Origin of the sequence: Kitasatospora sp. NPDC052868, assembly GCF_044547105.1 — a bacterium.
Lineage (GTDB): Bacteria > Actinomycetota > Actinomycetes > Streptomycetales > Streptomycetaceae > Kitasatospora.
In genome coordinates this window covers 243,533-267,158 of record NZ_JBITZW010000006.1, presented here as the reverse complement: position 1 = coordinate 267,158, position 23,626 = coordinate 243,533, and the positions used below count along the sequence as shown (strand labels likewise).

24 protein-coding genes and 1 riboswitch are annotated in these 23,626 nt (G+C 73.8%); of the genes, 17 read left to right on the top strand and 7 right to left on the bottom strand.

Annotated elements, in window-relative coordinates; genetic code table 11:
- Positions 1–67 precede the first annotated feature (67 nt).
- Positions 68–373: an antibiotic biosynthesis monooxygenase family protein gene (locus ACIGZJ_RS13465; RefSeq protein WP_396457311.1), complete on the top strand. Its 306-nt coding sequence runs from the start codon at positions 68–70 to the stop codon at positions 371–373.
- 101 nt (positions 374–474) lie between these two features.
- Here the strand turns inward: ACIGZJ_RS13465 and ACIGZJ_RS13460 are convergent, their stop codons facing one another.
- Entirely contained in the window at positions 475–723 is a 249-nt protein-coding gene (locus ACIGZJ_RS13460) for an SCO4226 family nickel-binding protein (RefSeq protein WP_396457310.1), read from the bottom strand.
- 592 nt (positions 724–1,315) lie between these two features.
- Positions 1,316–1,443, top strand: a riboswitch (FMN riboswitch).
- Between the two features lie 208 nt (positions 1,444–1,651).
- Between ACIGZJ_RS13460 and ACIGZJ_RS13455 the strand changes: the two genes are divergently transcribed.
- The 10 genes from ACIGZJ_RS13455 (at position 1,652) to ACIGZJ_RS13410 (ending at position 10,400) form a co-directional block, all read left to right on the top strand.
- Entirely contained in the window at positions 1,652–2,314 is a 663-nt protein-coding gene (locus tag ACIGZJ_RS13455) for a riboflavin synthase (protein WP_392934452.1), read from the top strand.
- Positions 2,311–2,958, top strand: coding sequence for a nicotinamide riboside transporter PnuC (locus ACIGZJ_RS13450; RefSeq protein WP_392934454.1), 648 nt, complete (start codon positions 2,311–2,313; stop codon positions 2,956–2,958). Before ACIGZJ_RS13455 ends, ACIGZJ_RS13450 begins: the two co-directional genes overlap by 4 nt.
- Positions 2,955–4,280, top strand: coding sequence for a bifunctional 3,4-dihydroxy-2-butanone-4-phosphate synthase/GTP cyclohydrolase II (locus ACIGZJ_RS13445; RefSeq protein WP_396457309.1), 1,326 nt, complete (start codon positions 2,955–2,957; stop codon positions 4,278–4,280). The genes ACIGZJ_RS13450 and ACIGZJ_RS13445 overlap by 4 nt, the downstream gene beginning before the upstream one ends.
- A gap of 42 nt (positions 4,281–4,322) precedes the next feature.
- On the top strand, positions 4,323–4,796 hold the full coding sequence (ribH, locus tag ACIGZJ_RS13440; RefSeq protein ID WP_396457308.1) for a 6,7-dimethyl-8-ribityllumazine synthase: 474 nt from the start codon (positions 4,323–4,325) through the stop codon (positions 4,794–4,796).
- A gap of 140 nt (positions 4,797–4,936) precedes the next feature.
- Positions 4,937–5,209: a phosphoribosyl-ATP diphosphatase gene (locus ACIGZJ_RS13435; protein ID WP_387942747.1), complete on the top strand. Its 273-nt coding sequence runs from the start codon at positions 4,937–4,939 to the stop codon at positions 5,207–5,209.
- 76 nt (positions 5,210–5,285) lie between these two features.
- A complete protein-coding gene (hisG, locus tag ACIGZJ_RS13430) occupies positions 5,286–6,134 on the top strand; it encodes an ATP phosphoribosyltransferase (RefSeq protein ID WP_387942749.1) in 849 nt (282 codons plus the stop codon).
- 127 nt (positions 6,135–6,261) lie between these two features.
- Entirely contained in the window at positions 6,262–6,699 is a 438-nt protein-coding gene (locus tag ACIGZJ_RS13425) for a PH domain-containing protein (RefSeq protein ID WP_396457307.1), read from the top strand.
- 248 nt (positions 6,700–6,947) lie between these two features.
- Positions 6,948–8,294, top strand: coding sequence for a hemolysin family protein (locus ACIGZJ_RS13420; protein ID WP_396457306.1), 1,347 nt, complete (start codon positions 6,948–6,950; stop codon positions 8,292–8,294).
- Complete coding sequence (locus ACIGZJ_RS13415) at positions 8,291–9,337, top strand: hemolysin family protein (RefSeq protein WP_396457305.1); 1,047 nt, start codon at positions 8,291–8,293, stop codon at positions 9,335–9,337. Before ACIGZJ_RS13420 ends, ACIGZJ_RS13415 begins: the two co-directional genes overlap by 4 nt.
- Positions 9,338–9,416: 79 nt before the next feature.
- Positions 9,417–10,400 carry an NAD-dependent epimerase/dehydratase family protein gene (locus ACIGZJ_RS13410; protein WP_396457304.1) on the top strand — a complete coding sequence of 328 codons (984 nt, stop codon included), beginning with the start codon at positions 9,417–9,419 and terminating at the stop codon, positions 10,398–10,400.
- 40 nt (positions 10,401–10,440) lie between these two features.
- On the opposite strand, the gene ACIGZJ_RS13405 is transcribed toward ACIGZJ_RS13410, so the two are convergent.
- Together ACIGZJ_RS13405 and ACIGZJ_RS13400 are read right to left on the bottom strand one after the other, a co-directional pair.
- Entirely contained in the window at positions 10,441–12,399 is a 1,959-nt protein-coding gene (locus ACIGZJ_RS13405; RefSeq protein WP_396457385.1) for an AAA family ATPase, read from the bottom strand.
- 471 nt (positions 12,400–12,870) lie between these two features.
- Positions 12,871–13,506 (bottom strand): uridine kinase, encoded by a 636-nt coding sequence (locus tag ACIGZJ_RS13400; RefSeq protein WP_396457303.1) that lies wholly within the window; start codon positions 13,504–13,506, stop codon positions 12,871–12,873.
- Between the two features lie 209 nt (positions 13,507–13,715).
- Between ACIGZJ_RS13400 and ACIGZJ_RS13395 the strand changes: the two genes are divergently transcribed.
- Entirely contained in the window at positions 13,716–14,879 is a 1,164-nt protein-coding gene (locus tag ACIGZJ_RS13395; protein ID WP_396457302.1) for an acyl-CoA dehydrogenase family protein, read from the top strand.
- Positions 14,880–14,986: 107 nt separating this feature from the next.
- Here ACIGZJ_RS13395 and ACIGZJ_RS13390 read toward each other — a convergent pair whose 3' ends face one another.
- Positions 14,987–15,439 (bottom strand): hypothetical protein, encoded by a 453-nt coding sequence (locus ACIGZJ_RS13390; protein ID WP_396457301.1) that lies wholly within the window; start codon positions 15,437–15,439, stop codon positions 14,987–14,989.
- Between the two features lie 229 nt (positions 15,440–15,668).
- Here ACIGZJ_RS13390 and ACIGZJ_RS13385 point away from each other — a divergent pair, with 229 nt between their 5' ends.
- The 5 genes from ACIGZJ_RS13385 (at position 15,669) to fxsA (ending at position 20,694) form a co-directional block, all read left to right on the top strand.
- On the top strand, positions 15,669–16,109 hold the full coding sequence (locus tag ACIGZJ_RS13385; RefSeq protein ID WP_030243361.1) for an Lrp/AsnC family transcriptional regulator: 441 nt from the start codon (positions 15,669–15,671) through the stop codon (positions 16,107–16,109).
- Positions 16,110–16,139: 30 nt separating this feature from the next.
- On the top strand, positions 16,140–17,762 hold the full coding sequence (locus tag ACIGZJ_RS13380; protein ID WP_396457300.1) for an amidohydrolase: 1,623 nt from the start codon (positions 16,140–16,142) through the stop codon (positions 17,760–17,762).
- Between the two features lie 76 nt (positions 17,763–17,838).
- On the top strand, positions 17,839–18,294 hold the full coding sequence (locus ACIGZJ_RS13375; RefSeq protein ID WP_396457299.1) for an N-acetyltransferase: 456 nt from the start codon (positions 17,839–17,841) through the stop codon (positions 18,292–18,294).
- A gap of 135 nt (positions 18,295–18,429) precedes the next feature.
- The gene (lnt, locus tag ACIGZJ_RS13370) at positions 18,430–20,070 is read left to right on the top strand and encodes an apolipoprotein N-acyltransferase (RefSeq protein ID WP_396457298.1); all 1,641 of its coding nucleotides are present in this window, start codon (positions 18,430–18,432) and stop codon (positions 20,068–20,070) included.
- 54 nt (positions 20,071–20,124) lie between these two features.
- Entirely contained in the window at positions 20,125–20,694 is a 570-nt protein-coding gene (gene fxsA, locus ACIGZJ_RS13365) for an FxsA family membrane protein (protein ID WP_392934482.1), read from the top strand.
- A 221-nt stretch (positions 20,695–20,915) separates the two neighbouring features.
- Here the strand turns inward: fxsA and ACIGZJ_RS13360 are convergent, their stop codons facing one another.
- From ACIGZJ_RS13360 to ACIGZJ_RS13350, 3 genes are all read right to left on the bottom strand, one after another.
- On the bottom strand, positions 20,916–21,290 hold the full coding sequence (locus ACIGZJ_RS13360; protein WP_030396357.1) for an RNA polymerase-binding protein RbpA: 375 nt from the start codon (positions 21,288–21,290) through the stop codon (positions 20,916–20,918).
- 286 nt (positions 21,291–21,576) lie between these two features.
- Positions 21,577–23,235: a hypothetical protein gene (locus ACIGZJ_RS13355; RefSeq protein ID WP_396457297.1), complete on the bottom strand. Its 1,659-nt coding sequence runs from the start codon at positions 23,233–23,235 to the stop codon at positions 21,577–21,579.
- A 148-nt stretch (positions 23,236–23,383) separates the two neighbouring features.
- Positions 23,384–23,578, bottom strand: a complete 195-nt coding sequence (locus tag ACIGZJ_RS13350; RefSeq protein WP_063346460.1) for a hypothetical protein — start codon at positions 23,576–23,578, stop codon at positions 23,384–23,386.
- Between the last annotated feature and the right edge of the window lie 48 nt (positions 23,579–23,626).

Sequence of the window (23,626 nt, the reverse complement as noted above, 5' to 3'; positions counted from 1 at the left end):
CCTCCCCACCAGCGGTTTTCCGCCGATAATGGGGGCCAGGGACGCGCTTTCGCGGGAGGTGGCGGCCATGATCATCAGGATTTGGGCCGGGCAGGTCATGGCCGGCCAAATCGAGGAGTTCCGCTCGCTGCTCACCAGCCGGGTGATCCCCGAGCTCGTGCGGACGGACGGGTGCCTGGGCGGCGAGCTGATGCAGTCGGTGACCGACGACGGCCACCGGGTGCTCGTGGTGAGCCGCTGGCGCGACGAGGCCGCCCTGCGCGGGTACGCCGGGCCGATGTGGCGGATCCGCCCGGTCTGGTCCGAGGGCGAACTCCGGTACCTCGCGCACCCGCCGGAGGTCACCCACTTCACGCCGATCCCGACCGCCTGACCCGCGGGGTCCGAAGCGGTCGCAGGCACCGGATCGAGCGGTCACGGTCCGTCCGCACACGGACGGGCCCGGTCGGGCCCGCCCACAACCACCGAGCGTGCTCACACCATGAGCGGCACCGGGTGGATCTCGTCCGCCGGGTGGCCGGTGCGCTCGTGGACGCGCTGCACGGCCTCCTTGGAGGGCGCCTCGGAGAGGCAGTAGACGGTGCCCGACTCCGGGTCGGCCCACGCCTGCTCGAAGTGCACGCCCTCGTTCTCCTCGATCGCCAGATCGGCCTGGTGAGCCTTGCGGAGCTCCTCGCCGGTGATCCCGGTCATCCCGTGGTGGACGTCCATGAACTTGGCCATCGTCCTCGTACCTCCTGATCGGGGAGCGTGCCCGCCCGCCCCGACCGGGCCCGCTCGGGTTGCTGTCCTTCCAGGGTGCGCCGCCCACCGTGCCGCCGTCCACGCGGGACGCCTCCGGACACCGACAGGGAACCCGCCAGGGAAGCCGTCAAGGAAGCCGTCAAGGAAGCCGTCAAGGAACCCGCCGGGTAGGACACGGAGGCCGCAAGGCGCCCCTCAAGGAACCCGCCACCGCCCCACCCCGCCGATTCCACCGACCGTCCACCGCCCTCCCGCCGGTACTCCGGGAATGCTGGATCCGGACGCCCAACCCCGCTACGCCCGCAGCCCGGTGCGCACGGACGCCCGGGACGGCCCGAGCGCCCGGATCCCCGCCCACCGCACCGGCGACCACGCCGCTGAGCTGCAACGACGGCGCCCCGCCGAGGTGGTGGCATGCCGGAGCCCGGAGTGCCGCCCGCGGCAAGGCGGGACGCGGCGGAGCGCACCCCGGCGCATTCCCGGCCGTCGCGTGAAACAGACCACAGTGGAAGCCTCTCCCTGGGCTTGCGCGGACCATGGCACAATGACGTCAGAAGTAGCAGTGACGTTCAGCGCACTCCGGGGTCGGTGAAAATCCGAACCGGCGGTTACAGTCCGCGACCCGTCCGCAGCCAGCGGCCGGTTGACCAGGTGAAATTCCTGGACCGACGGTTAAAGTCCGGATGGGAGGTGTGCGCGGCGGACGAAGAGCAGTGCCCGTGGTCCCCCGGTGGACTTCGGGAAGGTGTGCGACGGGAGGATCCCTCCCGGCGGTCCGACACCCCTCCTCAGGGGAGCCGGCCACCGCGACGACGGGCCCGCCCGGTCGGCTCGCGCACCCGTGCCCGTCCGTGTCCTCTCCCATGCCGCCCCGGAGTCCGCGCCCCTAAGCGCGAGGAGAACCCGGGTGTTCACCGGCATCATCGAAGAGCTCGGCGAGGTCGTGTCGATCGAGGAGATCGGCGACTCCTCGCGAATCCGTCTGCGCGGCCCGGTGGTCTGTCAGGACGCGCACCACGGCGACTCCATCGCGGTCAACGGCGTCTGCCTGACCGTTGTCGACACCCCCGAGCAACTGGCCGCGGACAGCGGTGAGTTCAGCGCGGACGTGATGGCGGAGACGCTGCACCGCTCCAGCCTCGGCGAACTCGCCCCCGGCTCCCGGGTCAACCTGGAGCGCGCGATGGCGCTGGGCGCACGGCTCGGCGGGCACCTCGTCCAGGGCCATGTCGACGCCACCGGAACGCTGTTGGCCCGCGAGCCGGGCGAGCGGGACGCGGACGGCAACCTCCGCTGGGAGGTGCTGCGCTTCTCGCTGCCCGCCACCATCTCCCGCTACCTGGTGGAGAAGGGCTCGATCACCGTCGACGGCGTCAGCCTCACCGTGGTCGAGGCCGCCCGCGACAGCTTCACCGTCAGCCTCATCCCCGCCACCCTCGCGCTGACCACGCTCGGCGCCAAGTCGGCCGGCGAGAGCGTCAACCTCGAGGTCGACGTCCTCGCCAAGTACGTGGAGCGCCTGCTCGAGTCCCGTACCCTCCCCACCACCATCGCCGGAGACCCCCAGTGAACTGGCTCAGCGGAATCGCTTTCACGGCCTTCGGCGAGCACGTGAAGTGGGCCGACATGATCGGCAACCTGCTCGGTCTGTCCGCCCTGGCGCTCGGCTGGCGCCGCTCGGTGTGGAGCTGGCCGGTCCAACTGCTCTCCGGCGCCGTGCTGATCACCGCGTACCTGAACGGCCATGTGCCGGGCCTGATCGGCAAGCAGCTGATCGTGGTCGCCACCGCCGCCTGGGGCTGGAACCAGTGGCAGCGCGGCCGCCGCGACACCGGCGGGATCTCCGTACGGTTCGCCACCTGGCCCGAGCGGGCCGTGCTGGTGGCCGGCACCGCGTTCGGCACCAGCGCGCTGGCCTGGCTGTTCCTGGCCAACCCCAGCCTGTCGTGGAGCCCCTGGTCGGACGCGTACATCTTCGTCGGCACGCTGGCGGCGATGGTCGCCCAGGCCCGCGGCTGGGTCGAGTTCTGGTTCGCCTGGATCGCCGTCGACGTGGTCGGCGTCCCGCTGGCCTTCAACAGCGGCTACGCCTTCTCCGGCCTCACCTACTCCATCTACTTCGTCCTGGTGCTGCTCGGCCTGCGCTCCTGGTGGCTGAGCACCCGTGAGCCGCGCACCTCGTCCGCCACCGTCCCGCAGGGAGTCACGGCATGACCGCCAACCGGACCACGCAGCAGACCGCGCACCAGACCGCCGGCCCGACCGCGCACCAGGCCACCGGCCCGGGCGACGAGCTCGACCTGGTGCTCGACCCCGTCGAGCGGGCCATCGCCGACATCGCCCTCGGCCGCGCCGTGATCGTGGTCGACGACGAGGACCGCGAGAACGAGGGCGACATCGTCTTCGCCGCCTCCGCCGCCACCCCGGAGCTGATGGCCTTCACCATCCGCTACAGCTCCGGTGTGATCTGCACCCCGATGACCGGCGACGAGCTGGACCGGCTCAAGCTGCCCCCGATGACCCAGGTCAACGAGGACCGCAAGGGCACCGCCTACGCCGTCTCGGTGGACGCCCGCGACGGGGTCGACACCGGTATCTCCGCCGCCGACCGCGCCCGCACCGTCCGCCTGCTCTCCTCCACCGGCACCGAGCCCGGCGACCTCACCCGCCCCGGGCACGTCTTCCCGCTGCGCGCCGTCGAGGGCGGCGTGCTGGTGCGCCCCGGCCACACCGAGGCCGCCGTCGACCTGGCCCGGCTCGCCGGGCTGGCGCCGGCCGGCGCCATCGCCGAGGTGGTCAACGACGACGGCACCATGGCCCGGCTGCCCGAGCTGGTCGCGTTCGCCCGCGAGCACGGCCTGGCGATCATCTCCATCGAGGACCTGATCGCCTACCGCCGCCGCACCGAACTGCACGTCGACCGGGCGGCCGTCACCGCGCTGCCCACCGCGTACGGGGAGTTCACCGCGGTCGGCTACCGGGGCACCATCGACGGCGTCGAGCACCTCGCGCTGGTGGCCGGCGGCCTGGACGCCGACGGCCGGCTGCCCGACGGCGAGGACGTCCTCGTCCGGGTCCACTCCGAGTGCCTGACCGGCGACGTGTTCGGCTCGCTGCGCTGCGACTGCGGTCCGCAGCTCCAGGCCTCGCTGGCGAAGGTCGCCGAGGCCGGCCGCGGTGTCGTCCTCTACCTGCGCGGCCACGAGGGCCGGGGCATCGGCCTGGCCCACAAGCTGCGCGCCTACGAGCTGCAGGAGCAGGGCCGCGACACCGTCGACGCCAACCTCGACCTCGGCCTGCCGGCCGACGCCCGGGATTACAGCATCGGCGCGCAGATGCTCGGCGACCTCGGCGTGCGCTCGCTGACCCTGCTCACCAACAACCCGGACAAGCTGGCCGCGCTCACCGAGCACGGCCTCAAGGTCAAGGGTCGGGAGCCGATCGAGACCCCGCCCGGCGAGCACAACCTGCGCTACCTGCGCACGAAGCGCGACCGGATGGGCCACGACCTGCCCGGCCTCGGCCAGGACTCCTGAAGCACCCACACCCCCGTACCGACCACCGAGAGGGAACAGCACATGAGCGGCCACGGAGCCCCCGAGCTGACCATCGACAACGCCGCCGGCCTGAAGGTCGCCGTGATCGCCGCCCAGTGGCACGACCAGGTGATGAACGGGCTGCTGGACGGCGCCCACCGGGCGCTCAAGGAGCTCGGCATCGACGAGCCCACCGTGCTCCGGGTGCCCGGCACCTTCGAGCTGCCGGTCGCCGCCAAGCGGCTCGCCGAGCGCGGCTACGACGCGGTGATCGCCCTCGGTGTCGTCATCCGCGGCGGCACCCCGCACTTCGACTACGTCTGCCAGGCCGCCACCTCCGGCCTCACCCAGGTCAGTGTCGACACCGGCGTCCCCGTCGGCTTCGGCGTGCTGACCTGCGACAACGAGGAGCAGGCGCTGGACCGCGCGGGCCTGCCCGGCTCCGCCGAGGACAAGGGCCACGAGGCCGTCACCGCGGCCGTCGCCACCGCCGCGGTGCTCCGCTCGATCGCCTGAGCCCCCGGCCGCGCCCGAGCCCGCCCGAGCCGGCGGTACGACCAGCACACCGGGTCCCGGACCGTGGACGTCCATTGGACTGTCCACGGTCCGGGACCGTTTACCGCCCGTAAGCCCGCACGCCGTAAGGTGAGTCCATCATGGCTCTGAAGACATTCGAGGAGCTCTTCACCGAGCTCCAGCAGAAGGCCGCCACCGGCGACCCCTCGTCCTCCCGTACCGCGCAGCTCGTCCAGCAGGGCGTCCATGCGATCGGCAAGAAGGTCGTCGAGGAGGCCGCCGAGGTCTGGATGGCCGCCGAGTTCCAGTCGGACGAGCAGACCGCCGAGGAGATCTCCCAGCTCCTCTACCACCTTCAGGTGATGATGGTCGCCCGCGGGCTGACGCTCGAAGACGTTTACAAGTACCTCTGAACAAGTACCTCTGAACCGGCCGACTGAACCGGCCGACGTGCCACTCCACTCCCCACCAGGTAAGGAACCGACCTCCATGCTGCGCATCGCCGTCCCCAACAAGGGTTCGCTCTCGGGTCCCGCGGCGGAGATGCTCCATGAGGCCGGCTACCGCCAGCGCAAGGACCCCAAGGAGCTCGTCCTCGTCGACCCGAACAACGAGGTCGAGTTCTTCTTCCTGCGCCCGCGCGACATCGCCGTCTACGTCGGCTCCGGCCGCCTGGACGTCGGGATCACCGGTCGCGACCTGCTGCTGGACTCGCACTCCAACGCCGAGGAGGTACTGGCGCTCGGCTTCGGCGGCTCCACTTTCCGGTTCGCCCGCCCGGAGGGCGTGGAGGTCAAGGACGTCCAGGGCCTGGAGGGCCTGCGGATCGCCACCTCCTACACCGGCCTGGTCGAGCAGCACCTCGCCGACCACGGGGTGAAGGCCACCGTCACCAAGCTGGACGGCGCGGTGGAGACCGCGGTGCAGCTGGGCGTCGCCGACGTGATCGCCGACGTGGTGGAGACCGGTACCAGCCTGCGCAACGCCGGCCTGGAGGTGTTCGGCGACCCGATCCTGGTCTCCGACGCCGTGGTGATCCGCCCGAAGGGCGCGGGGGAGGACGCGGGCGTCGACCAGTTCCTGCGCCGTCTGCAGGGCGTGCTGGTGGCCCGCCGCTACGTGCTGATGGACTACGACATCCGCGCCGAGCAGGTCGGCGCCGCCGTCGCGCTGACCCCGGGCCTGGAGTCGCCGACCGTCTCCCCGCTGCACACCGAGGGCTGGGTCGCGGTCCGTTCGATGGTGCTCCGCAAGGAGGCCCAGCGGATCATGGACGACCTGTGGAGCATCGGCGCCCGGGCCATCCTGGTGACCAACATCCACGCCTGCCGGCTCTGACAGCGGCGACCCGGCTCCGGGCGCGGAGCTAAACAGCGGTTCAATGGGGGCGGGGGCGCGCACAGCGTCCCCGCCCCGTTCCCTGGAAACCCCGCCGGTTCCCTGGCAACCCCCACCGGAGACCCACGTGACCACCCCCGCCGAGTTCCCCGTCACCTGGGCCCCGCGCCGCACCCGGGCCGTGCTGCTGCCGGTCTGCGCGCTGCTGGTCGTGATGTTCGCCGCGATCGCCGTCGCGCTCCCGCAGAACTGGCAGCTCAACGACCGGATCATGATGGCGCTCAGCGGTGCGCTGTTCGCGGCGGCCGGCCTGATGCTGGCACGGCCCCGGGTGAGCGCCGACGCGGACGGCATCACGGTGGTCAACTTCGTCCGCAGCCGCCGGCTGTCCTGGGAGGAGATCGTCCGGGTCAACTTCCGCCAGGGCGACCCGTGGGCGACGCTGGACCTCGCGGACGGCACCTCGCTCGCCGCCGTGGGCATCCAGTCCGGCGTCGGCAAGGCCCAGGCCATCGCGGACGCCCGCGCCCTGCGCGACCTGGTCGAGAGCCGCGGCCGGGCCTGAACCCTGGCCTGAGCCCCGCCTGAACCCCCGCCTGAGCCCGGCCCGGCGCGCCGACCGCAGCGCGGGTCGAACAGGGATCCGACTCCCGTCGGGGTATCGTCTACGCTGGAAAAAGCAGGGCAAACGTTTCGCGCTGCCCGAAAACGCCTCCCGCAACGACCTGAGGAGTGACACACCCCCTCGATGGACGATCCGTCCGGTAGTACCTGCGCCGCCTCGCTTCCGCCCGTCGGAAGGCAGGCGGCACTGTGATCACCGCCTGGCTGCTGCTGTTCGCGGCGCTCCTGCTGATCCTCGCCAACGGCCTGTTCGTGGCCGCCGAGTTCGCCTTCGTGACCGTGGAGCGCGGTGCGGTGGACCGCGCCGCCGAGGCCGGCGACCCCAAGGCCCGCCGGGTCGCCCGGGCCCAGCGGCACCTCTCGTTCGAACTCTCCGGCGCCCAACTCGGCATCACCGTCACCTCGCTGGTGGTCGGCATGCTCGCCGAACCGGCGCTCTCCGTCCTGCTGGGGCCCGTGCTCACCGGTATCGGCCTGCCCGACGGCGCCGCCCGCGGCGTCGCCCTGATCATCGGCATGGTGCTGGCCACCGTCGTGCAGATGGTGATCGGCGAGCTCGTCCCGAAGAACTGGGCGATCTCCCGGCCGCTCCAGGTGGCCCGAGCGGTCGCGGCCCCACACATGGCGTTCTCCTTCGCCTGCCGGCCGCTGATCAGCTTCCTCAACGGCGCCGCCGACCGTACGGTCCGCGCCTTCGGCATCGAGCCGCAGGAGGAGCTGGGCCACGCCCGCACCCCCGCCGAGCTGGTCTCGCTGGCCCGGCACTCCGCCCGGGCCGGCGCGATAGACGAGGAGTCGGCCACGCTCTTCGTCCGCACCCTCGGCCTCGGCGACCTCACCGCCGAGTCGGTGATGACCCCCCGCGTCGACGTCTCCGCCCTGCAGGGCGATGCCAGCGCCGCCGACGTCCTCAACCTCACCCGGGCCACCGGCCTCTCCCGCTTCCCGGTCTACACCGACAGCCTGGACGAGGTCACCGGCACCGTGACCCTCAAGGACGCGCTCGCCGTACCGCCCACGCGGCGCGGCCTGGTCCGGGTCTCCGAGCTCGTCTCGCCGCCGCTGCTGGTGCCCGAGACCCTGCCCGCCGAGCGGCTGCTCGACCAGCTGCGCCGGCTCCAGCCGATGGCCATCGTGGTCGACGAGTACGGCGGCACCGCGGGCGTCGTCACCGTCGAGGACATCGTCGAGGAGATCGTCGGCGAGGTGCAGGACGAGCACGACCCCGCCGACACCCCGGAGCTGGTCCCGCTCCCGCCCGTCGACGGACTGCCCGTCTGGGCCGCCGACGGCCGCGCCCGGACCGGCCAGCTGGAGTCGATCGGCCTGCACGCCCCCGACGGCCCGTACGAGACGCTGGCCGGCCTGGTCTCCGACCTGCTCGGCCGGCTGCCCGTCCCCGGGGAGCAGGCCGAGCTGCCCGGCTGGCGCTTCACCGTGGAGGCCGTCGACCGCCACCGAACGAGCCGGGTGCGGATCGAGCGGACCGGCGAGCGCCACCGCTCCGGCCGCGACCACGAGGACGGGACCCGATGACCGCGCTCCAACTGGCCGCCGCCCTCCTGCTGCTGCTCGGCAACGCCTTCTTCGTCGGCGCGGAGTTCGCCGTGATCACGGTGCGCCGCAGCCAGATCGAACCGCTCGCCGAGGCCGGCGACAAGCGCGCCCGCACCGTGCTGCACGCGCTCTCCAACGTCTCCGCGATGCTCGCCGCCGCCCAGCTCGGCATCACCGTCTGCTCGCTGGGCCTGGGCGCGCTCGCCGAGCCCACCATCGCCGCCCTGCTGGAGGGCCCGTTCCACGCGATCGGCATCCCGGCCGGGCTGATGCACCCGCTCTCGTACGGGATCTCGCTCGCCGTGGTGGTCTTCCTGCACATGGTGATGGGCGAGATGGTGCCCAAGAACATGGCCCTGGCCGGCCCGGAGAAGGCCGCGCTCTGGCTCGGCCCGCCGCTGGACCGCCTGGCCCGCTGGCTCGCCCCGGCGATCAGCTTCCTCAACGCCTTCGCCAACGCGGTGCTGCGGCGGTTCAGGGTCGAGGGCAAGGACGAGGTGGAGTCGGTCTTCACCACCGAGCAGCTGATGTACCTGCTGGCCGACTCCCGGGACGCCGGCCTGCTCGACCAGGGCCGCCAGGAGCGCCTGGAGGACGCCCTGGAGCTGGGCCACCGCCCGGTCACCGACGTCCTGTTGAAGCCCGAGCAACTGGTCACCGTGGACACCAAGGTGACCGCCGCGCAGGTCGAGGAGCTGGCGCTGCGCACCGGCTTCTCGCGCTTCCCGGTGACCGACGGCGACCCGGCCGGCCAGGGCTACCTCGGCTACCTGCACCTCAAGGACATCCTGGACGTGGACGACCCGTCCCTGCCCGTCCCGGCCCGCCACTGGCGCCCGATCACGGTGCTGCGCGGCACGCTCCCGCTGGACGACGCCCTCGGCGCGATGCGCAGGGCCGCCTGCCACCTGGCCGCCGTCCTGGACGGGGACGGGCGCACGCTCGGCGTGGTCATGCTGGAGGACGTGCTGGAGGAGCTGGTCGGAGAGGTGCACGACCCGGACCACCGCTCGGTCGCCTGACCCGGTGTCCGCTCAGAGCGATTCTGCTCTCAGCAGTCGGCTGTTCCCATGCCGACCACCAACGGGCAGGGTGGTCGGCATGAGGCTTCTACTGCTGGGTGGTACGGAATTCGTCGGTCGCGCCCTCACCGAGGACGCGCTGGCACGGGGCTGGGAGGTGACGGTCTTCCACCGGGGGACGCACGCGCCGCCTGCGGGTGTGCGGGCCCTGCACGGGGACCGGACGGCCGAGGGCGGCCTGGCCGCACTGGCCGAGGGGGAGTGGGACGCCGTCGTGGACACCTGGGCGGGCGCCCCGTCGGCGGTGCGCGACAGCGCCCGGCTGCTGGCCGACCGGGTCGGGCGCTACGCCTACGTGTCCAGCCGCTCGGTGTACGCGTACCCGACGCCCGCCGACGCCGACGAGAGCGCGCCGCTGGTCGAGGGCTCGCCGGACGACGGCGAGATGCCGTACCCGCAGTCCAAGCGCGGCGGCGAGCTGGCCGTTCTGGACGCGTTCGGCGACCGCGCGCTGTTCGCCCGCGCCGGGCTGATCGTCGGCCGGTACGAGAACATCGGCCGGCTGCCCTGGTGGCTCAACCGGATCGCCCGCGGCGGCCCGGTGCTCGCCCCGGGCCCGCAGGATCTGGCGCTGCAGTTCATCGACGTCCGGGACTTGGCCGCCTGGACGCTGGACGCCCTCGCGGCCGGCCTGCACGGTGCGTACGACCTGGTCAGCCCGCAGGGGCACGGCACCATGGCCCAGCTGCTGGCGGAGTGCGCCCGGGTCACCGGCTCCGACGCCGAGCTGCGCTGGACGACGCCCGAGGCGATCGCCGACGCCGGGATCGAGCCCTGGTGGGACCTCCCGTTCTGGGTGCCGCCGGGCGAGCTGCACGAGACCCTGTACCGCGCCGACGTGGCCAAGGCGGCGGCCGCCGGCCTGCGCTGCCGGCCGCTGGCGGAGACGGTCGCCGACACCTGGGAGTGGCTGCAGTCCGTCGGCGGCACCGCCCCGCAGCGCCCGGACCGTCGGGTGGTCGGCCTGACCCCGGAGCAGGAGGCCAAGGCCCTGGGCGCCTGACCGTCCCGACCGGACGGCGCCTCGACGGCCGGGAGCGGGCTCAGCCCCGGCCGTCGATCAGCTCCCCGTACGCCTGGACGACGTCCGGCAGGCGCAGCGTCGCCAGGTCCTCCCGGCCGGGCGGCCGGCGCAGCAGGGAGAGCCGCAGATCGCGGTAGGCGCAGGACTTCTCGTACAGGGTGCGGATGAACCGCCCGTTGCCCAGTTCGTCGATCCAGCCCTCGCGCACCACGTGGGTGCAGATGCTGGCCAGCTCCTCGGCCGCGTCCTCGTCCCAGCCGTCGCCGTCCCGGCCGGCGAGCGCCGCGCCGATCGCGGTCAGCTCGCCGGGGCGGTAGCTGGGGAAGTCCACCCGGGTGGTGAAGCGGGAGTTGAGGCCCGGGTTGGTGGCGAGCAGCCGGGTCATGCCCTCCGGGTAGCCGGCCAGGATCACCACCAGCCGGTCGCGGTTGTCCTCGGCCCGTTTCAGCAGGACCTGCAGGGCCTCGTCGCCGTAGGCGTCGCCCTTGCTGTAGCCGGAGTTGGAGAGGCTGTAGGCCTCGTCGATGAAGAGCACGCCGTCCAGCGCGGAGTCGATCAGCTCGTTCGCCTTGACCGCGGTCTGGCCGAGGAACTCGCCTACCAGGTCGGCCCGTTGGGCCTCCACCAGGTGGTCGCCGGAGAGCAGGCCGAGGGCGTGGAAGACCCGGCCGAGGATCCGGGCGACGGTGGTCTTGCCCGTTCCCGAGGGGCCGGAGAAGACGAAGTGCCGCTTCGGCGGCTGTACCGGCAGGCCCTGTTCGGCCCGCAACCGGGACATCCGCAGCTGCGCGGAGAGCGCCCGGACCTGCCGTTTCACCGGCTCCAGCCCGACCATCTGGGAGAGTTCGGCCAGCGCGGCGTCCAACTCCCGGTCGTCTCCGGTGCGTTCGGCGCCGTATCCGCCGAAGCTGCCGGGCGGGGCCTCGCCGCGGGCGGGCACGGGCACGGGCGCCGCCGCGGCGGGCTGCTCCGTCGGGAGGGGCGGGCCGGAGCGCTCGCCGGCCTCCGGCGGCGCGTCCGCGCTCTCCTCCTCCACCGGTTCGGGGCCGCCGCCCGGCGCCCCCTCGGCGGATCTGTCCGCCTCCGGCGCCGGCGCCGGCTGCGGGTCGGCCTCGGGGCCCTCCTCGTCCGCGAACTCCGGGAAGCCGTACGGGTCCAGGTCGAGGTCGCCGTCCAGCCCGGCGGGGTCGTACGGGTCCTCCGCCCCCGTTCCGGCCGAGCGCCCGGCCTCCCGGCCGGTCCCGGCGGAGTCGAGCAGCGCGTCGACCACGCCGTCCTCGGCCGAGATCGCGGCGAGCCGGGCCGCGGTGTCCATGAACGCCGGGTCGGCCCGGTGCACCGCCCGGTAGAGCGGCAGTGCGGCGGCGCTGCGCCCGGCCCCCTCGTAGGCGCGGCCCAGCCAGTAGCGCAGCTCCTTGCGCTGCGGCTGCTCGGAGCGGCAGCGGGCGAGCGAGGCCGCCAGCGGGGCCTGTGCCTGCGCGCACATGTCCAGTCGGACCCGCGCCATCCCGGCGAACAGCCCGGCTTCGATGCCGAGCAGCTGGTCGTCGAGCAGGCGGTCGGTGTCCCGGATCAACTGCTCCCAGTCCTTGAGCAGGTAGGAGCGGCAGGCGTGCAGGAAGCGCACCGACGGGTCCTGTTCGGCGGGCGGGCACTGCTCCAACGCCTGGTCCAGCCGGGCCAGGTGGCGCCCGTCCAGCCAGTGCGAGGCGTGCGCGAGGGCGAGGTCGCGGGCGTCCTCCAGGACGGGTTGGACCCACCACCCCAGCCAGTACCAGGAGCTGAGCGGCCGCCGGTGGATCCGGCGCTGCTCGCCGAACCGGTTCTGGTTGCGGTGCATGGCGAGCAGGGCGCCGGAGGTGTCGCTGCGCAGGGCGTGCAGGCCGAGCCAGGCGTCGGCCATGCCCGGGTCCAGCCGGACGGCCGTGCGGAACTCCTCCTCGGCGCGGGTGTACGCGCCCGCCGTGTAGGCGTCCATGGCGCGCAGCCAGGCCCGGTCGGCGAGCAGGTTCGGCGCCGGGCCGCCTGCCTGGCCGCCCGCTCCGCCGACCGCGCCGTCACCGTCCGGGTGGCCGCCGCCCGTGTCGTTGCTGTCGGAACTTTCCACCGTCGCCACTCACGCCCCCCGCGGTGTGCCTCGGGGCTCGGCCGGCGGGTCGGGTGCGCAGATCCGGCCGGTGGTCGATAGCCCCCGGGGCGCAGATGCGCCTGCCAGGAATCGTACCGGCGCAGCGCTGATCCGGAAGGGTGCCGCGCCGGGTCAAATGCGATCGGGGGCCGGTCCGTTGGGCTCCCCGGGGCGCCGGTCGAGGGCGCGGGCGCACGGGGGCGGGAGAAGGGGGCGGCATCCCCGGCTCACGGGGGAACAAGCCGGGGATGCCGGGCCCGATGTTGCGCGATCAACTAATCGAGCAACTGGTGAGAACCTAAGTCCTGGTGATACCGCAGGTCAAGGGCATGTTGAAGGTTCACCGACGGTGCCCGGCGAGATCCGCCCGGTCACCCCGTCCACCGTCGTCCCGGCATGCGGACGGCTCGGGTCGGCGGCGAAATGCGCCGATTCGGCCCGCGCCCAGCCCTCCCAGAACTCCGCCAGGGCCGGCCCGTCCCGCTCCTCGCCGCGTCGGCGGGCGGAGTCGGCGTCCAGCTCCATCCAGATCAGCCGGGCCAGCCACGGCCGCACCTCGCGCCGCCCGGCGCCGACTCCCTCGACCAGCACCACCGGGGCGAGCGGCACCGCCGCCGTCCCGGCGAACCGGCGCAGCGTCCAGTCGTACACCCGGTACGCGGCGTCCCGCCCCGCCGCCAGCGGCTCCAGCACCTGGGCCTGCAGCCGCCCGGGCCAGCCGAACGGCTCGGCGTGCGTCGCCAGGTCGTCCAGGTGGACGACCGGCGCCCCGCCCAGTGCCCCCGCCAGCCGGGCCGTGAACGTCGTCTTGCCCGAGCCCGCGTGCCCGTCCACCGCGACCAGCCGGACCGGTCCGCAGGACGGCGCCAGGGCACGCAGCTCCCCGGCCAGCCGGGTCAGGCCGTCCGGGCGGGCGGGCGCCGAAGCGGCGGTCTCGGGGATTTCGGAAGCAGCCACAACGGCAACCCTACGGTGACCCGCACTCCAGTACGGACAGTGATTCCATGCAGGTCGTGACGGCGGCGCCCTGATCAGGCATACTCGCATCGCCGCCATGTGAACGGCCGTTCACCGTAACCCGGTGCCGGTCCGGCCGACCTGCCACACCCGCTCCGCACCCCTCACACCGGGGAGCCGGAGCCTGATCGAGGAGGCGACCAACCGCCATGACCCCCGCCCCTGCGAAAGCCGTGGACCGCCAGCTGCCGAGCGAGGAGGCCCGCGAGCTGCTGAGCCTCACCCGGGACCTCGTCCAGCGCGAGATCCAGCCCCGCGCGGCGGAGGACGAGGCCGCCGGACGCTTCCCGCGCGAGGTCTTCCGCACGCTCGGCGAGGCCGGCCTGCTCTCCCTGCCGTACGGCGAGCAGTACGGCGGCGGCGAGCAGCCCTACGAGGTCTACCTGCAGGTCCTGGAGGAGCTTGCGGCCGGCTGGCTGGCCATCGGCCTCGGCGTCAGCGTGCACACCCTCTCCTGCCACGCCCTGGCCACCTTCGGGACGGAGGAGCAGCGGGCCGAGTGGTTGCCCGGCATGCTCTCCGGCGAGCAGCTGGGCGCCTACTGCCTCTCCGAGCCGCAGTCCGGCTCGGACGCCGCCGCCCTGCGCACCCGCGCGGACCTGGACGGCGAGGACTACGTCGTCAGCGGCACCAAGGCGTGGATCACCCACGGCGGCCAGGCCGACTTCTACAGCGCCCTGGTGCGCACCGGCGAGGAGGGCGCCCGCGGCATCAGCTGCCTGCTGGTCCCCGGCACCGCGGTCGGCCTCTCGGCGGCGCCGCCGGAGCACAAGATGGGGATGCGCTCCTCCCCGACGGCGCAGCTGCACTTCGACGGCGCCCGGGTGGCCCGCGAGCGGCTGATCGGCACCGAGGGCCAGGGCTTCCAGATCGCGCTCTCCGCGCTCGACTCCGGCCGCCTCGGCATCGCCGCCTGCGCGGTCGGTGTCGCCCAGGCCGCGCTCGACCTCGCCGTGGACTACGCGCGCACCCGCCGCCAGTTCGGCCGGGCGATCGCCGACTTCCAGGGCCTGTCGTTCATGCTCGCCGACATGGCCACCCAGATCGAGGCCGGGCGCTCGCTCTACCTGGCCGCCGCCCGCCGCCGCGACGCCGGCCTGTCGTTCTCCAAGGAGGCGGCGATGGCCAAGCTGTTCTGCACCGACGCGGCGATGAAGGTCACCACCGACGCCGTCCAGGTGCTCGGTGGCTACGGCTACACGCAGGACTTCCCGGCCGAGCGCTACATGCGCGAGGCCAAGGTCCTGCAGATCGTCGAGGGCACCAACCAGATCCAGCGCCTGGTCATCGGCCGCCACCTGACCAACGGCTGACGGACAGCCCCCGCGAACGGCCTCCGGGCGTCACTCCAGGGTGCGGAGTGACGCCCGGAGGCATCTCAGGCCCGGGCCGGGCCCGATGGCGTGCGGTCGGCCACCCGTCAGCGGCGCGCCAGCCTGCGGCGCTGCTCGGGGATCGCCGGGGCCGCCTCGATCCGCACCGGGCGGTGCGCCACCGCGTGCGAGAACGGCTGTGTGCGCCAGTCGAGTTCGGTCGGCAGCGTCAGCAGCGCCTCCAGGCAGGGGGCGTCCGCGTCCTGCGCGTCCTCGACCTCCGCGAGGTCGTCCGCCGGAACGCCCGAACCCGGGCAGAGCGCGGGGGAGAAGGGGTGCCAGGCGGTCGGCAGCACCGCGTGCTGCGGCAGCCGCTCCTCGTCGCCGACCAGGGCGATCGGGCGGCGGCACTCGGGGCAGTGCACCCGGAAGATCTCCCAGGTGTCGCCCTCGCCCGGGTCGGCCCCCGGAGCCGGGTCGTGACCGACCGCGAGATCCTCGCGGCCGCTCGTATCGTGGGTGTCGTCGGCGCCCAGCGAACGCTCGTCAGTTGCAGGCATGGTGATCCCCCTTGGATCGGGCCCGGCGTGGTCGCCCGGGGCCACAACCAGCACTTCCCTGCGACGCGGACTCATAATCCTGCGGCCCGCCGCACTGTGATGCACCGGGTGTGTCCTTCGCCACATTCGTCCGGCATGTGCCCGCCCGGCACGCCGCACCGCCCCCCGTGCCACCGCGTGCGCCCACCCGGGCGCTGCATGCGCCCCCGACCGGGTAGGTTTGCGCCTTGTGGAGGATCTCGACCAGCGCATCGTTCAGCTGCTCCTTGAGGACGGCCGGATGAGCTACACGGACCTGGGCAAGGCCACCGGCCTGTCCACCTCGGCGGTGCACCAGCGCGTGCGCCGCCTCGAACAGCGCGGGGTGATCCGCGGCTACACCGCGATCATCGACCCCGACTCCGTCGACCTGGCCCTGACCGCGTTCATCTCGGTCAAGCCGTTCGACCCCAGCGCCCCTGACGACACGCCGGAGCGGCTGGCCGGCCTGCCCGAGATCGAGGCCTGCCACAGCGTCGCGGGGGACGAGAACTACATCCTCAAGGTCCGCGTCGGCGCCCCGGGGGACCTGGAGGACCTGCTCGCCCGCATCCGCAGCGCGGCCGGCGTCTCCACCCGCACCACCGTGGTCCTCTCCACCCCGTACGAGGCGCGCCCCCCCAAGCTCTGAGCAGCGCCGACGAGGTGCAGACTTGGCGTCATGACCGAACGCACCCTCCGGACCGTCCTGCTGCGCGGCGGCGCCGTCTACAGCCCCGCCGACCCGTTCGCCACCGCGATGCTCGTCGAGGGCGAACACATCGCCTGGGTCGGCAGTGACGGCGCCGCCGAGGCGTACGCCGACACCGCCGACGAGATCGTCGACCTGGACGGCGCGCTGGTCACCCCCGCCTTCGTCGACGCCCACGTGCACGCCACCTCCACCGGACTGGCGCTCACCGGCCTCGACCTCACCGGCAGCACCTCGCTGGCCGCCGCACTCGACGCCGTGGCCGCCTTCGCCGCGGCCCGGCCGGAGCCCGACGGCGTCCTGATCGGCCACGGCTGGGACGAGACCGGCTGGCCCGAGGGCCGCCCGCCCACGCTCGCCGAGCTCGACGCGGCCGCCGGCGGCGCCGCCGTGTACCTCTCCCGCACCGACGTGCACTCCGCGCTCGCCACCACCGCGCTGCGCGCCCTCACCGAGGGCCTCGCCGACCGCCCCGGGTTCCACCCCGAGGGCCCGCTCACCCGCGACGCCCACCACGCCGTGCGGCGGACCGCGCTCGCCCACCTCACCCCCGAGCAGCGCCGCCGCGCCCAGCGCGCCACCCTCGAGCGCGCCGCCGAGCTCGGCATCGGCGCCCTGCACGAGTGCGCCGGACCGGAGATCTCCTCCGAGCAGGACCTGACCGCCCTGCTGGCCCTGGCCGCCGCTGGCGACGGGCCCGAAGTGTTCGGGTACTGGGGGGAGTTGGGCGGAGCGGGCCGCACCGGCGTGGAGACCGCCCGGCGGCTCGGCGCGGTGGGCGCCGGCGGCGACCTCTTCGTCGACGGCGCGCTCGGCTCGCACACCGCCTGCCTGCACACCCCCTACGCCGACGCCGAGCACACCGGCACCGCCTACCTGAGCGCCGAGCAGGTCGCCGACCACGTCGCCGCCTGCACCGAGGCCGGCCTGCAGGCGGGCTTCCACGCCATCGGCGACGCCGCCGTCACGGCCGTCCTGGACGGCGTCCGGGCGGCCGGCGAGCGGGTCGGCGCCGACCGGGTCAGGGCGCTGCGCCACCGCGTCGAGCACGCCGAGGCACTGGACGGGAGGTCCATCGCCGCGTTCGCCGAACTCGGCCTGACCGCCTCCGTCCAGCCCGCCTTCGACGCCGCCTGGGGCGGCCCGGACGGAATGTACGTCCAGCGCCTGGGCGCCGAGCGCGCCGCCGCCCTGAACCCCTTCGCGGCCCTGCTGCGGGCCGGCGTCCCGCTGGCCTTCGGCTCCGACGCCCCCGTCACCCCGCTCGACCCCTGGGGCACCGTCCGCGCCGCCGCGTTCCACCGGACCGCCGAGCACCGGATCTCCGTCCGCGCGGCCTTCACCGCCCACACCCGGGGCGGCTGGCGGGCGCTCGGCCGGGACCAGGACGGCGTCCTCGTCCCCGGCGCGATCGCCAGCTACGCGGTCTGGGCCGCCGACGAACTGGTCGTCCAGGCCCCCGACTCCCGGGTCGCCGGCTGGTCCACCGACCCCCGCTCCGGCACCCCCGGCCTGCCCGACCTCACCCCCGGCCGCCCGCTGCCGGCCTGCCTGCGCACCGTCGTCCGGGGCCGCACGGTCCACCTCGCCTGACCTGGGCGCCCCGCCCTGGGCGCCCCGGTCCGAAAACGCGGTGAACGGCGCGCCGCCGGTGCGTAGGTTGGCCGCCATGACCGATCACCCGCTGGTACCCGCCGACTTCACCGTCCCCCGCGAGCTCGTCGCCGAGGGGTTCCGCCTGGAGCCCCTCGGCGAGCAGCACAACACCTCCGACCTCCTGGCCTGGACGTCGAGCATCGACCACATCCACGCCACCCCGGGCTGGACGGGCACCTGGCCGCCCGGCGAGGGCATGTCGCCCGAGCGGAACCTCGCCGACCTGCGCCGCCACGCCGCCGACTTCGAGAACCGCCGCGGCTTCACCTACACCGTCCTGGAACCCGCCGTCGACGAGGTGATCGGCTGCGTCTACATCTACCCGGACCGCGAGGAGCCGTCCGTCGTGAAGGTCAGCTCCTGGGTCCGCGCGGACCGCGCCCACCTCGACGCCCCGCTGTACCGCGCCGTCGCCGGCTGGCTCGCCGAGGCCTGGCCGCTCGGGGAGGTCCGCTACACCCCGCGCTGACGCGGGCCGGTGGCCGGTACCGGAACCCGACCTCACGGCCGGGTGTCATTCCGGGGTACCTTCTTCGGACAGCGTCCGAACAGTCGCCCCGCGCCCGCGGGGACGGCCCCCAGAGAAGATGGTGCGCAGGTGGCCATGCCCGTCACCCAGGAGCGGCCCGGCGCCGCACCCGAGACACCCGACGTGGCAGCCGGGCCCGGCCGGGCCGGCCGGGCCCTCGCGAAGGTCCGTGCCGGGCTGCCCCGCACCGGCCTCGCCGTGCTCGCCGGCCTGCTGCTGGCCCTGGCCTTCCCGCCGTTCGACCTGTGGCCGCTGTCGATCGCCGGCGTCGCGGCGCTCTCGCTGCTGACCCGCGGTCGCACCGCCCGCCAGGGGGCGTGGACGGGCTTCGCCTTCGGGCTGCCGTTCTTCCTGCTGCTGCTCAGCTGGCTGCGGGTGGTCGGCTGGGACGCCACCATCGGGCTGTCCGTCATCGAGGCGCTGTTCCTGGCCGCCCTCGGCGCGGGGCTGGCCGTCGCCTCCCGCCTGCCCGGGTGGCCGCTGTGGGCGGCCTGTCTCTGGGTCACCCAGGAGTGGGCCCGTGACCGGCTGCCGCTCGGCGGCTTCCCCTGGGGGCGTCTGGCCTTCGCGAACACCGCCACCCCGTTCACCCCGCTCGCCGCGCTCGGCGGCGCCCCGCTGGTGACCTTCGCGGTCGCGCTCAGCGGCACCCTGCTGGCCTGGGCCGCCCTGCGGCTGCGCGGCCCCCGCCGGTCGCCGCGGGCCGCCGCGCTCGCCGCCCTCGGGGCCGTCGGCGCGCTGGCCGGCGGATACCTCGTCCCGGTGCCCACCGCGCCCGCCGACACCGTCAAGGTCGCGCTGGTCCAGGGCAACGTGCCGAACCCCGGCATGGACTTCCTCGGCCGCCCGATGATGGTCCTCAACAACCACGCCTCCGCCACCGAGCGGCTGGCCGCCGACATCAAGGCCGGCAAGGTCGAGCGCCCGGACATCGTGATCTGGCCGGAGAACTCCTCCGACCTCGACCCCTTCACCGACCCGCTCGCCTACCAGCGCATCGACGAGGCCGTGAAGGCGATCGGGGTGCCCACCCTGGTCGGCACCCTGGTCGAGGGACCGGACGAGCAGCACGTCCAGAACGAGGGCATCGTCTGGGACCCGAAGACCGGCCCCGGCGCCTCCTACACCAAGCAGCACCCCGTCCCGTTCGGCGAGTACGTGCCGTTCCGCGACCAGCTCTCCAAGGTCATCACCCGCCTCCAGCGGGTCGCCCAGGACTTCTACCCCGGCGACCACAACGGCGTCATGCAGCTCGGACCGGCCAGGATCGGCGACGTGATCTGCTTCGAGGTCGCCTACGACGAGATCGTCCGCGACACCGTCGACCAGGGCGCCCGGGTGCTGGTCGTGCAGACCAACAACGCCACCTACGCCAGGACCGGCCAGCCCGAGCAGCAGCTCGCGATGTCCCGGCTGCGCGCCGTCGAGCACGGCCGGGCCGTGCTGATCGCCGCCACCAGCGGCATCAGCGCGGTGATCGCCCCCGACGGCTCGGTGGTCCAGCAGACCGAGGAGCTGACCGCCGCCGAGCTGTCCGCCGTCGTCCCGCTGCGCGACGGCATCACGGTGGCCGACCGGGTCGGCGCCGTGCCCGAGTGGACGCTGGCCGTCGCGGGCCTGCTGGCCTGCGGCGCAGCGGTACTGCTCGGCCGCCGCCGGTCGGGCACCGGAGGAACACCCGGCAGCGGCGAGTCGTTGGACCAGGTGGTGCCGTAGCCGGCCCGGACCTCCCGTGCGGCGCGCAGACACCGCTTGGAGTGGATTCGTACCGTGAGCCAGCAAGCTACCCCCGCCCGACCCGCCCCGCGCGGAAGGCTCCGGCGGGTGCTGCCGCTGCTGATCACCGCCTGGCTGGTGCTGGAGATCTGGCTGCTGGTCCAGGTGGGTTCGTGGCTCGGCGGCCTGACCGTCGTCCTGCTGCTCATCGCCGGCGCCGTGATCGGCGGCTCGCTGATCAAGCGGGCCGGCCTGAAGGCCCTGTCGGCGGCGATCGACCAGAGCCGCGACCCCAAGTCGCAGCAGCCCCAGACCGGCACCAGCCTCACCGTGCTGGCGGGCCTGCTGCTGATCGTGCCGGGCTTCCTGTCGGACGCCCTGGCGCTGACCCTGCTGTTCCCGCCCACCCGGGTGCTGTGGCGGGCCGCCGGGCGGCGGGTCGCCGACAAGGCGCTGCGCAGCACCGCCGGCGCCGGGGCGGACCCGTTCGCGGACGCGGTGCGGCTGCAGGAGCAGCTGCGCATCCACCGCCCGGACGGCAAGGTGATCCAGGGCGAGGTGGTCGAGCCCGGTGTCGGCCCGCAGGGCCCGGACACCACCTACCGTCCGCCGATCAACGGCTGACCCCGCCTGCCCAGGCCGGTGGCCCGGACCGTCCGGTCCGGGCCACCGGCCGTCGTCGTCCGCCTGCTGGACTCTCCCTGTGGCCCTCTGGCCCTGTGGCCCTCTGGATTCCGCCGGACCGACCCGGATCAGGACGCCCGCAGCGGATCCGGACAGCGCGAAAGGGACCCTGGTGCCCAGGGTCCCTTTTCGGCGTGCTCCCGCTGGGGGCGGGAGCGGGGTCAGGCGCTCTTGCGGGTGTCCCGCGGGTGTACCGCGAGGTTCATCCCGCCGGAGCGGAGCACGGCCAGCCGCTCGGCCAGTACCTCCTCCAGCTCCTCGCGTGTCCGGCGCTCCATCAGCATGTCCCAATGGGTACGCGTCGGCTTGGTCTTCTTCTCCTCCGGCTCATCACCGTCGAGGAGTACCGCCTCCTGGCCACAGAAGCGACATTCCCAGGCCGAGGGGATCTCCGCCTCGACCGAGAAGGGAACCTCGAATCGGTGTCCGTTCTGACATGCATACTCGACGGTCTGGCGGGGAGCCAGATCGATACCGCGGTCGGTCTCGTAGCTAGTGGCCCCGAGTCGCGTGCCGCGGAGAGCTCGCTCGCTCATGAATCGTGCCTCCCGGGCTTATGGCCCACAGGACTAGTGGTCGCTGTTCTTCGTCGTTCGGTCAACGCTCGGCTTCCGACGAAGATTCCCGTCCGGGGACATGCGTCGTCTGTCGTGCCGTCCCTGTTTGTACCCACCAGCGCCCGATTTGTCACATCTGGCCGGTGATATCACCCCAGGTGTCACCTATTTCACATCTGGCGATCGGTCGGCCTTTCCGTGACGAGCGTACCGGGCCGGGCTCCGGCGCGGCCCCCCGGCCCTCGCCGGGGGCCGCGCCGTGCGGTCAGGGGACCGGACGCGGGCGAACCGCCGAGTGCTCCTTGGCGAGGTCGACACCCGCCCGCAGCCCCGGTGCCGCCGGCTCCGCCGACAGGACCGGCGGCGGCCCGTCCGGGCGGGGCGGCAGCTCGGCGGACGCGGCGGGCGCGGCGGCCTCGGTGCGGGTGTCGCGGTGCGGCAGCAGGGCGATCACCGCCTCCCGCAGCTGGGCGGGCGCCTCCTCGTCCAGCGGGTCGACGGTGGCCGGCACCTGGAGGCGGACCGGCGCGCCGTTGCCGATCCGGGCGTAGCCCCGCCCGGCGGGGGCGTGCGCGGCCGGCACGATGTCCAGCGGCACGCCGAGCGCGGCGTAGCCCTCCTCGGGCCCGGTCGGGCCGAGCACCACCCGGGCCCGGGTGGTGGCCCGGACGGTGGGGGTGATCCGGTCGCGGGCCTCCACGTCGTCGGCGATCACCACGGTGACCCGGGCGGCGCGGCCGTGCCGCAGCGGGAGCTCCAGCAGGTCCTGCGGATCGGGGCGGCCCTCCGCGTGGGCCAGCTCGCTGAGCTCGGTCGGGTGGTCCAGCAGCAGCCAGAGCGGCCGGGTGACGTCCTCGGGGGCCGCCGTCCCGGAGTGCCGGGCGGCGTTCAGCGCGGCGAGGCGGCGCTCGGTCTCCTGGGCGGCCCACTCGAGCGCGGCCAGCGCGCCGTGCAGACTGGTCTCCACCGTGTGCACACCCGGCCGGTTGACCAGGCAGGCGTGCTCGCCGGTGCCGGCGCCGTCGATCACCACGAGGTCCCCGAACGGGAGCGCCTGGAGGGCGATCGAGCGGATCAGGCTGGACGTCCCGTAGCCGGTCGAGCCGAGGGCCAGCAGGTGCGGCTCGGCGGAGCGCGGACCGGTCCGCCAGACCACCGGCGGCTGCTGGGCGATCACCCCGCCCTGGCCGACCGGGATGGTCCGGGCGCTGCCGTCCTCGTCGGTGAAGCCCAGCACGATCTCCCCGGGCGCCGCCACGAAGCGCTGCGCGGCGATGTCGGTGGGCAGCGGCGCCAGGGCGGAGATCCGCAGCTTGTTGGACTCCTCGTCCCAGTCGAAGCGGTACTCCCGGGCGCGGCCTGCCTTGCCCTGGACGACCTGCTCGATCCGCGCCCGGGCGGCGGGCTCGGTGTCGGTGAAGTACGCCGGGTAGGCGAGCTCCAGCCGGGCGAGCCGGCCCTCGCCGTCGAACTCCCAGGAGGAGAAGGCCTCCTTGTAGGCGCCCTCGTGGCGGTACAGCGGATTGAGGTCCTCCGGCCCGGCCAGGTACGGGGTCAGCGCCGCGTACAGGGCGGTGAGCTTGATGTCGGCGACGTCCGGCTCGGGCGGGGCCGGCGGCGCCTTGGGGGCCCGGCCGACCCAGGCCGAGCTGGCCATCAGGGCCACCAGGGCGAACAGCAGCCCGTGCGGCAGCAGGTAGATCCCGAGCAGCATCGCGGCGACCAGGAACACCGTCGGACCGCGGCGCTCCTTCGGGGTGGCCTGCCAGCGCTCCCTGGCCCAGCCGGCGTGGTGGCGCATTCCGCGGCCGATGACGGTCAGCGGCGCGAACATGTCGGAGGCGTGGTCGCCGGCCGTGCGGGCCAGGTCGCGGCCCCTGGTGAGGTGGTCGCGGCCCTTGCTGAGATGGCGGTTGAGCGGCATTCCTGGGCTCCCCGGGCGAGTGGGACGGGTCGGGTTCGGGAGATCGGGTTCGAGCGGCTTCACGGGCGTACGGGCTTCACGGGTGTACGACGGAGCCCGGGGCGGTGGGATCCGCGCCCGGGCCCGTGCGGGAACTGTCAGGCAGGTCCTAGAACTTGAGCCCGCCGAGCAGGCTGGCGAGGCTGGCGCCGCCCGCGGTGATGCTCGGAGCGATCGACGATCCGGCCACGTAGAAGCCGAAGAGGGCGCAGACGACGGCGTGGGAGACCTTTAGTCCGTCCCTGCGGAAGAAGAGAAAGGCGATGGTGCCGAACAGGACGATGCCGGAAATCGAGAGGATCACGCTCTGCTCCTCGGTGAGGGGGACAGGGACAGTGTCACGGAAAGTGCC

Bases quoted from the DNA above. Each gene is read 5' to 3' on its own strand.
- ACIGZJ_RS13390 (WP_396457301.1), bottom strand. From the start codon at position 15,439: ATGCCTGCAACTGACGAGCGTTCGCTGGGCGCCGACGACACCCACGAT.
- ACIGZJ_RS13380 (WP_396457300.1), top strand. From the start codon at position 16,140: ATGACCGAACGCACCCTCCGGACCGTCCTGCTGCGCGGCGGCGCCGTC.
- ACIGZJ_RS13405 (WP_396457385.1), bottom strand. From the start codon at position 12,399: ATGGACGCCTACACGGCGGGCGCGTACACCCGCGCCGAGGAGGAGTTC.
- hisG (WP_387942749.1), top strand. From the start codon at position 5,286: ATGCTGCGCATCGCCGTCCCCAACAAGGGTTCGCTCTCGGGTCCCGCG.
- ACIGZJ_RS13360 (WP_030396357.1), bottom strand. From the start codon at position 21,290: ATGAGCGAGCGAGCTCTCCGCGGCACGCGACTCGGGGCCACTAGCTAC.
- ribH (WP_396457308.1), top strand. From the start codon at position 4,323: ATGAGCGGCCACGGAGCCCCCGAGCTGACCATCGACAACGCCGCCGGC.
- ACIGZJ_RS13415 (WP_396457305.1), top strand. From the start codon at position 8,291: ATGACCGCGCTCCAACTGGCCGCCGCCCTCCTGCTGCTGCTCGGCAAC.
- ACIGZJ_RS13395 (WP_396457302.1), top strand. From the start codon at position 13,716: ATGACCCCCGCCCCTGCGAAAGCCGTGGACCGCCAGCTGCCGAGCGAG.
- lnt (WP_396457298.1), top strand. From the start codon at position 18,430: ATGCCCGTCACCCAGGAGCGGCCCGGCGCCGCACCCGAGACACCCGAC.
- ACIGZJ_RS13445 (WP_396457309.1), top strand. From the start codon at position 2,955: ATGACCGCCAACCGGACCACGCAGCAGACCGCGCACCAGACCGCCGGC.
- ACIGZJ_RS13355 (WP_396457297.1), bottom strand. From the start codon at position 23,235: ATGCCGCTCAACCGCCATCTCAGCAAGGGCCGCGACCACCTCACCAGG.
- ACIGZJ_RS13460 (WP_396457310.1), bottom strand. From the start codon at position 723: ATGGCCAAGTTCATGGACGTCCACCACGGGATGACCGGGATCACCGGC.
- ACIGZJ_RS13375 (WP_396457299.1), top strand. From the start codon at position 17,839: ATGACCGATCACCCGCTGGTACCCGCCGACTTCACCGTCCCCCGCGAG.
- ACIGZJ_RS13435 (WP_387942747.1), top strand. From the start codon at position 4,937: ATGGCTCTGAAGACATTCGAGGAGCTCTTCACCGAGCTCCAGCAGAAG.
- ACIGZJ_RS13465 (WP_396457311.1), top strand. From the start codon at position 68: ATGATCATCAGGATTTGGGCCGGGCAGGTCATGGCCGGCCAAATCGAG.
- ACIGZJ_RS13410 (WP_396457304.1), top strand. From the start codon at position 9,417: ATGAGGCTTCTACTGCTGGGTGGTACGGAATTCGTCGGTCGCGCCCTC.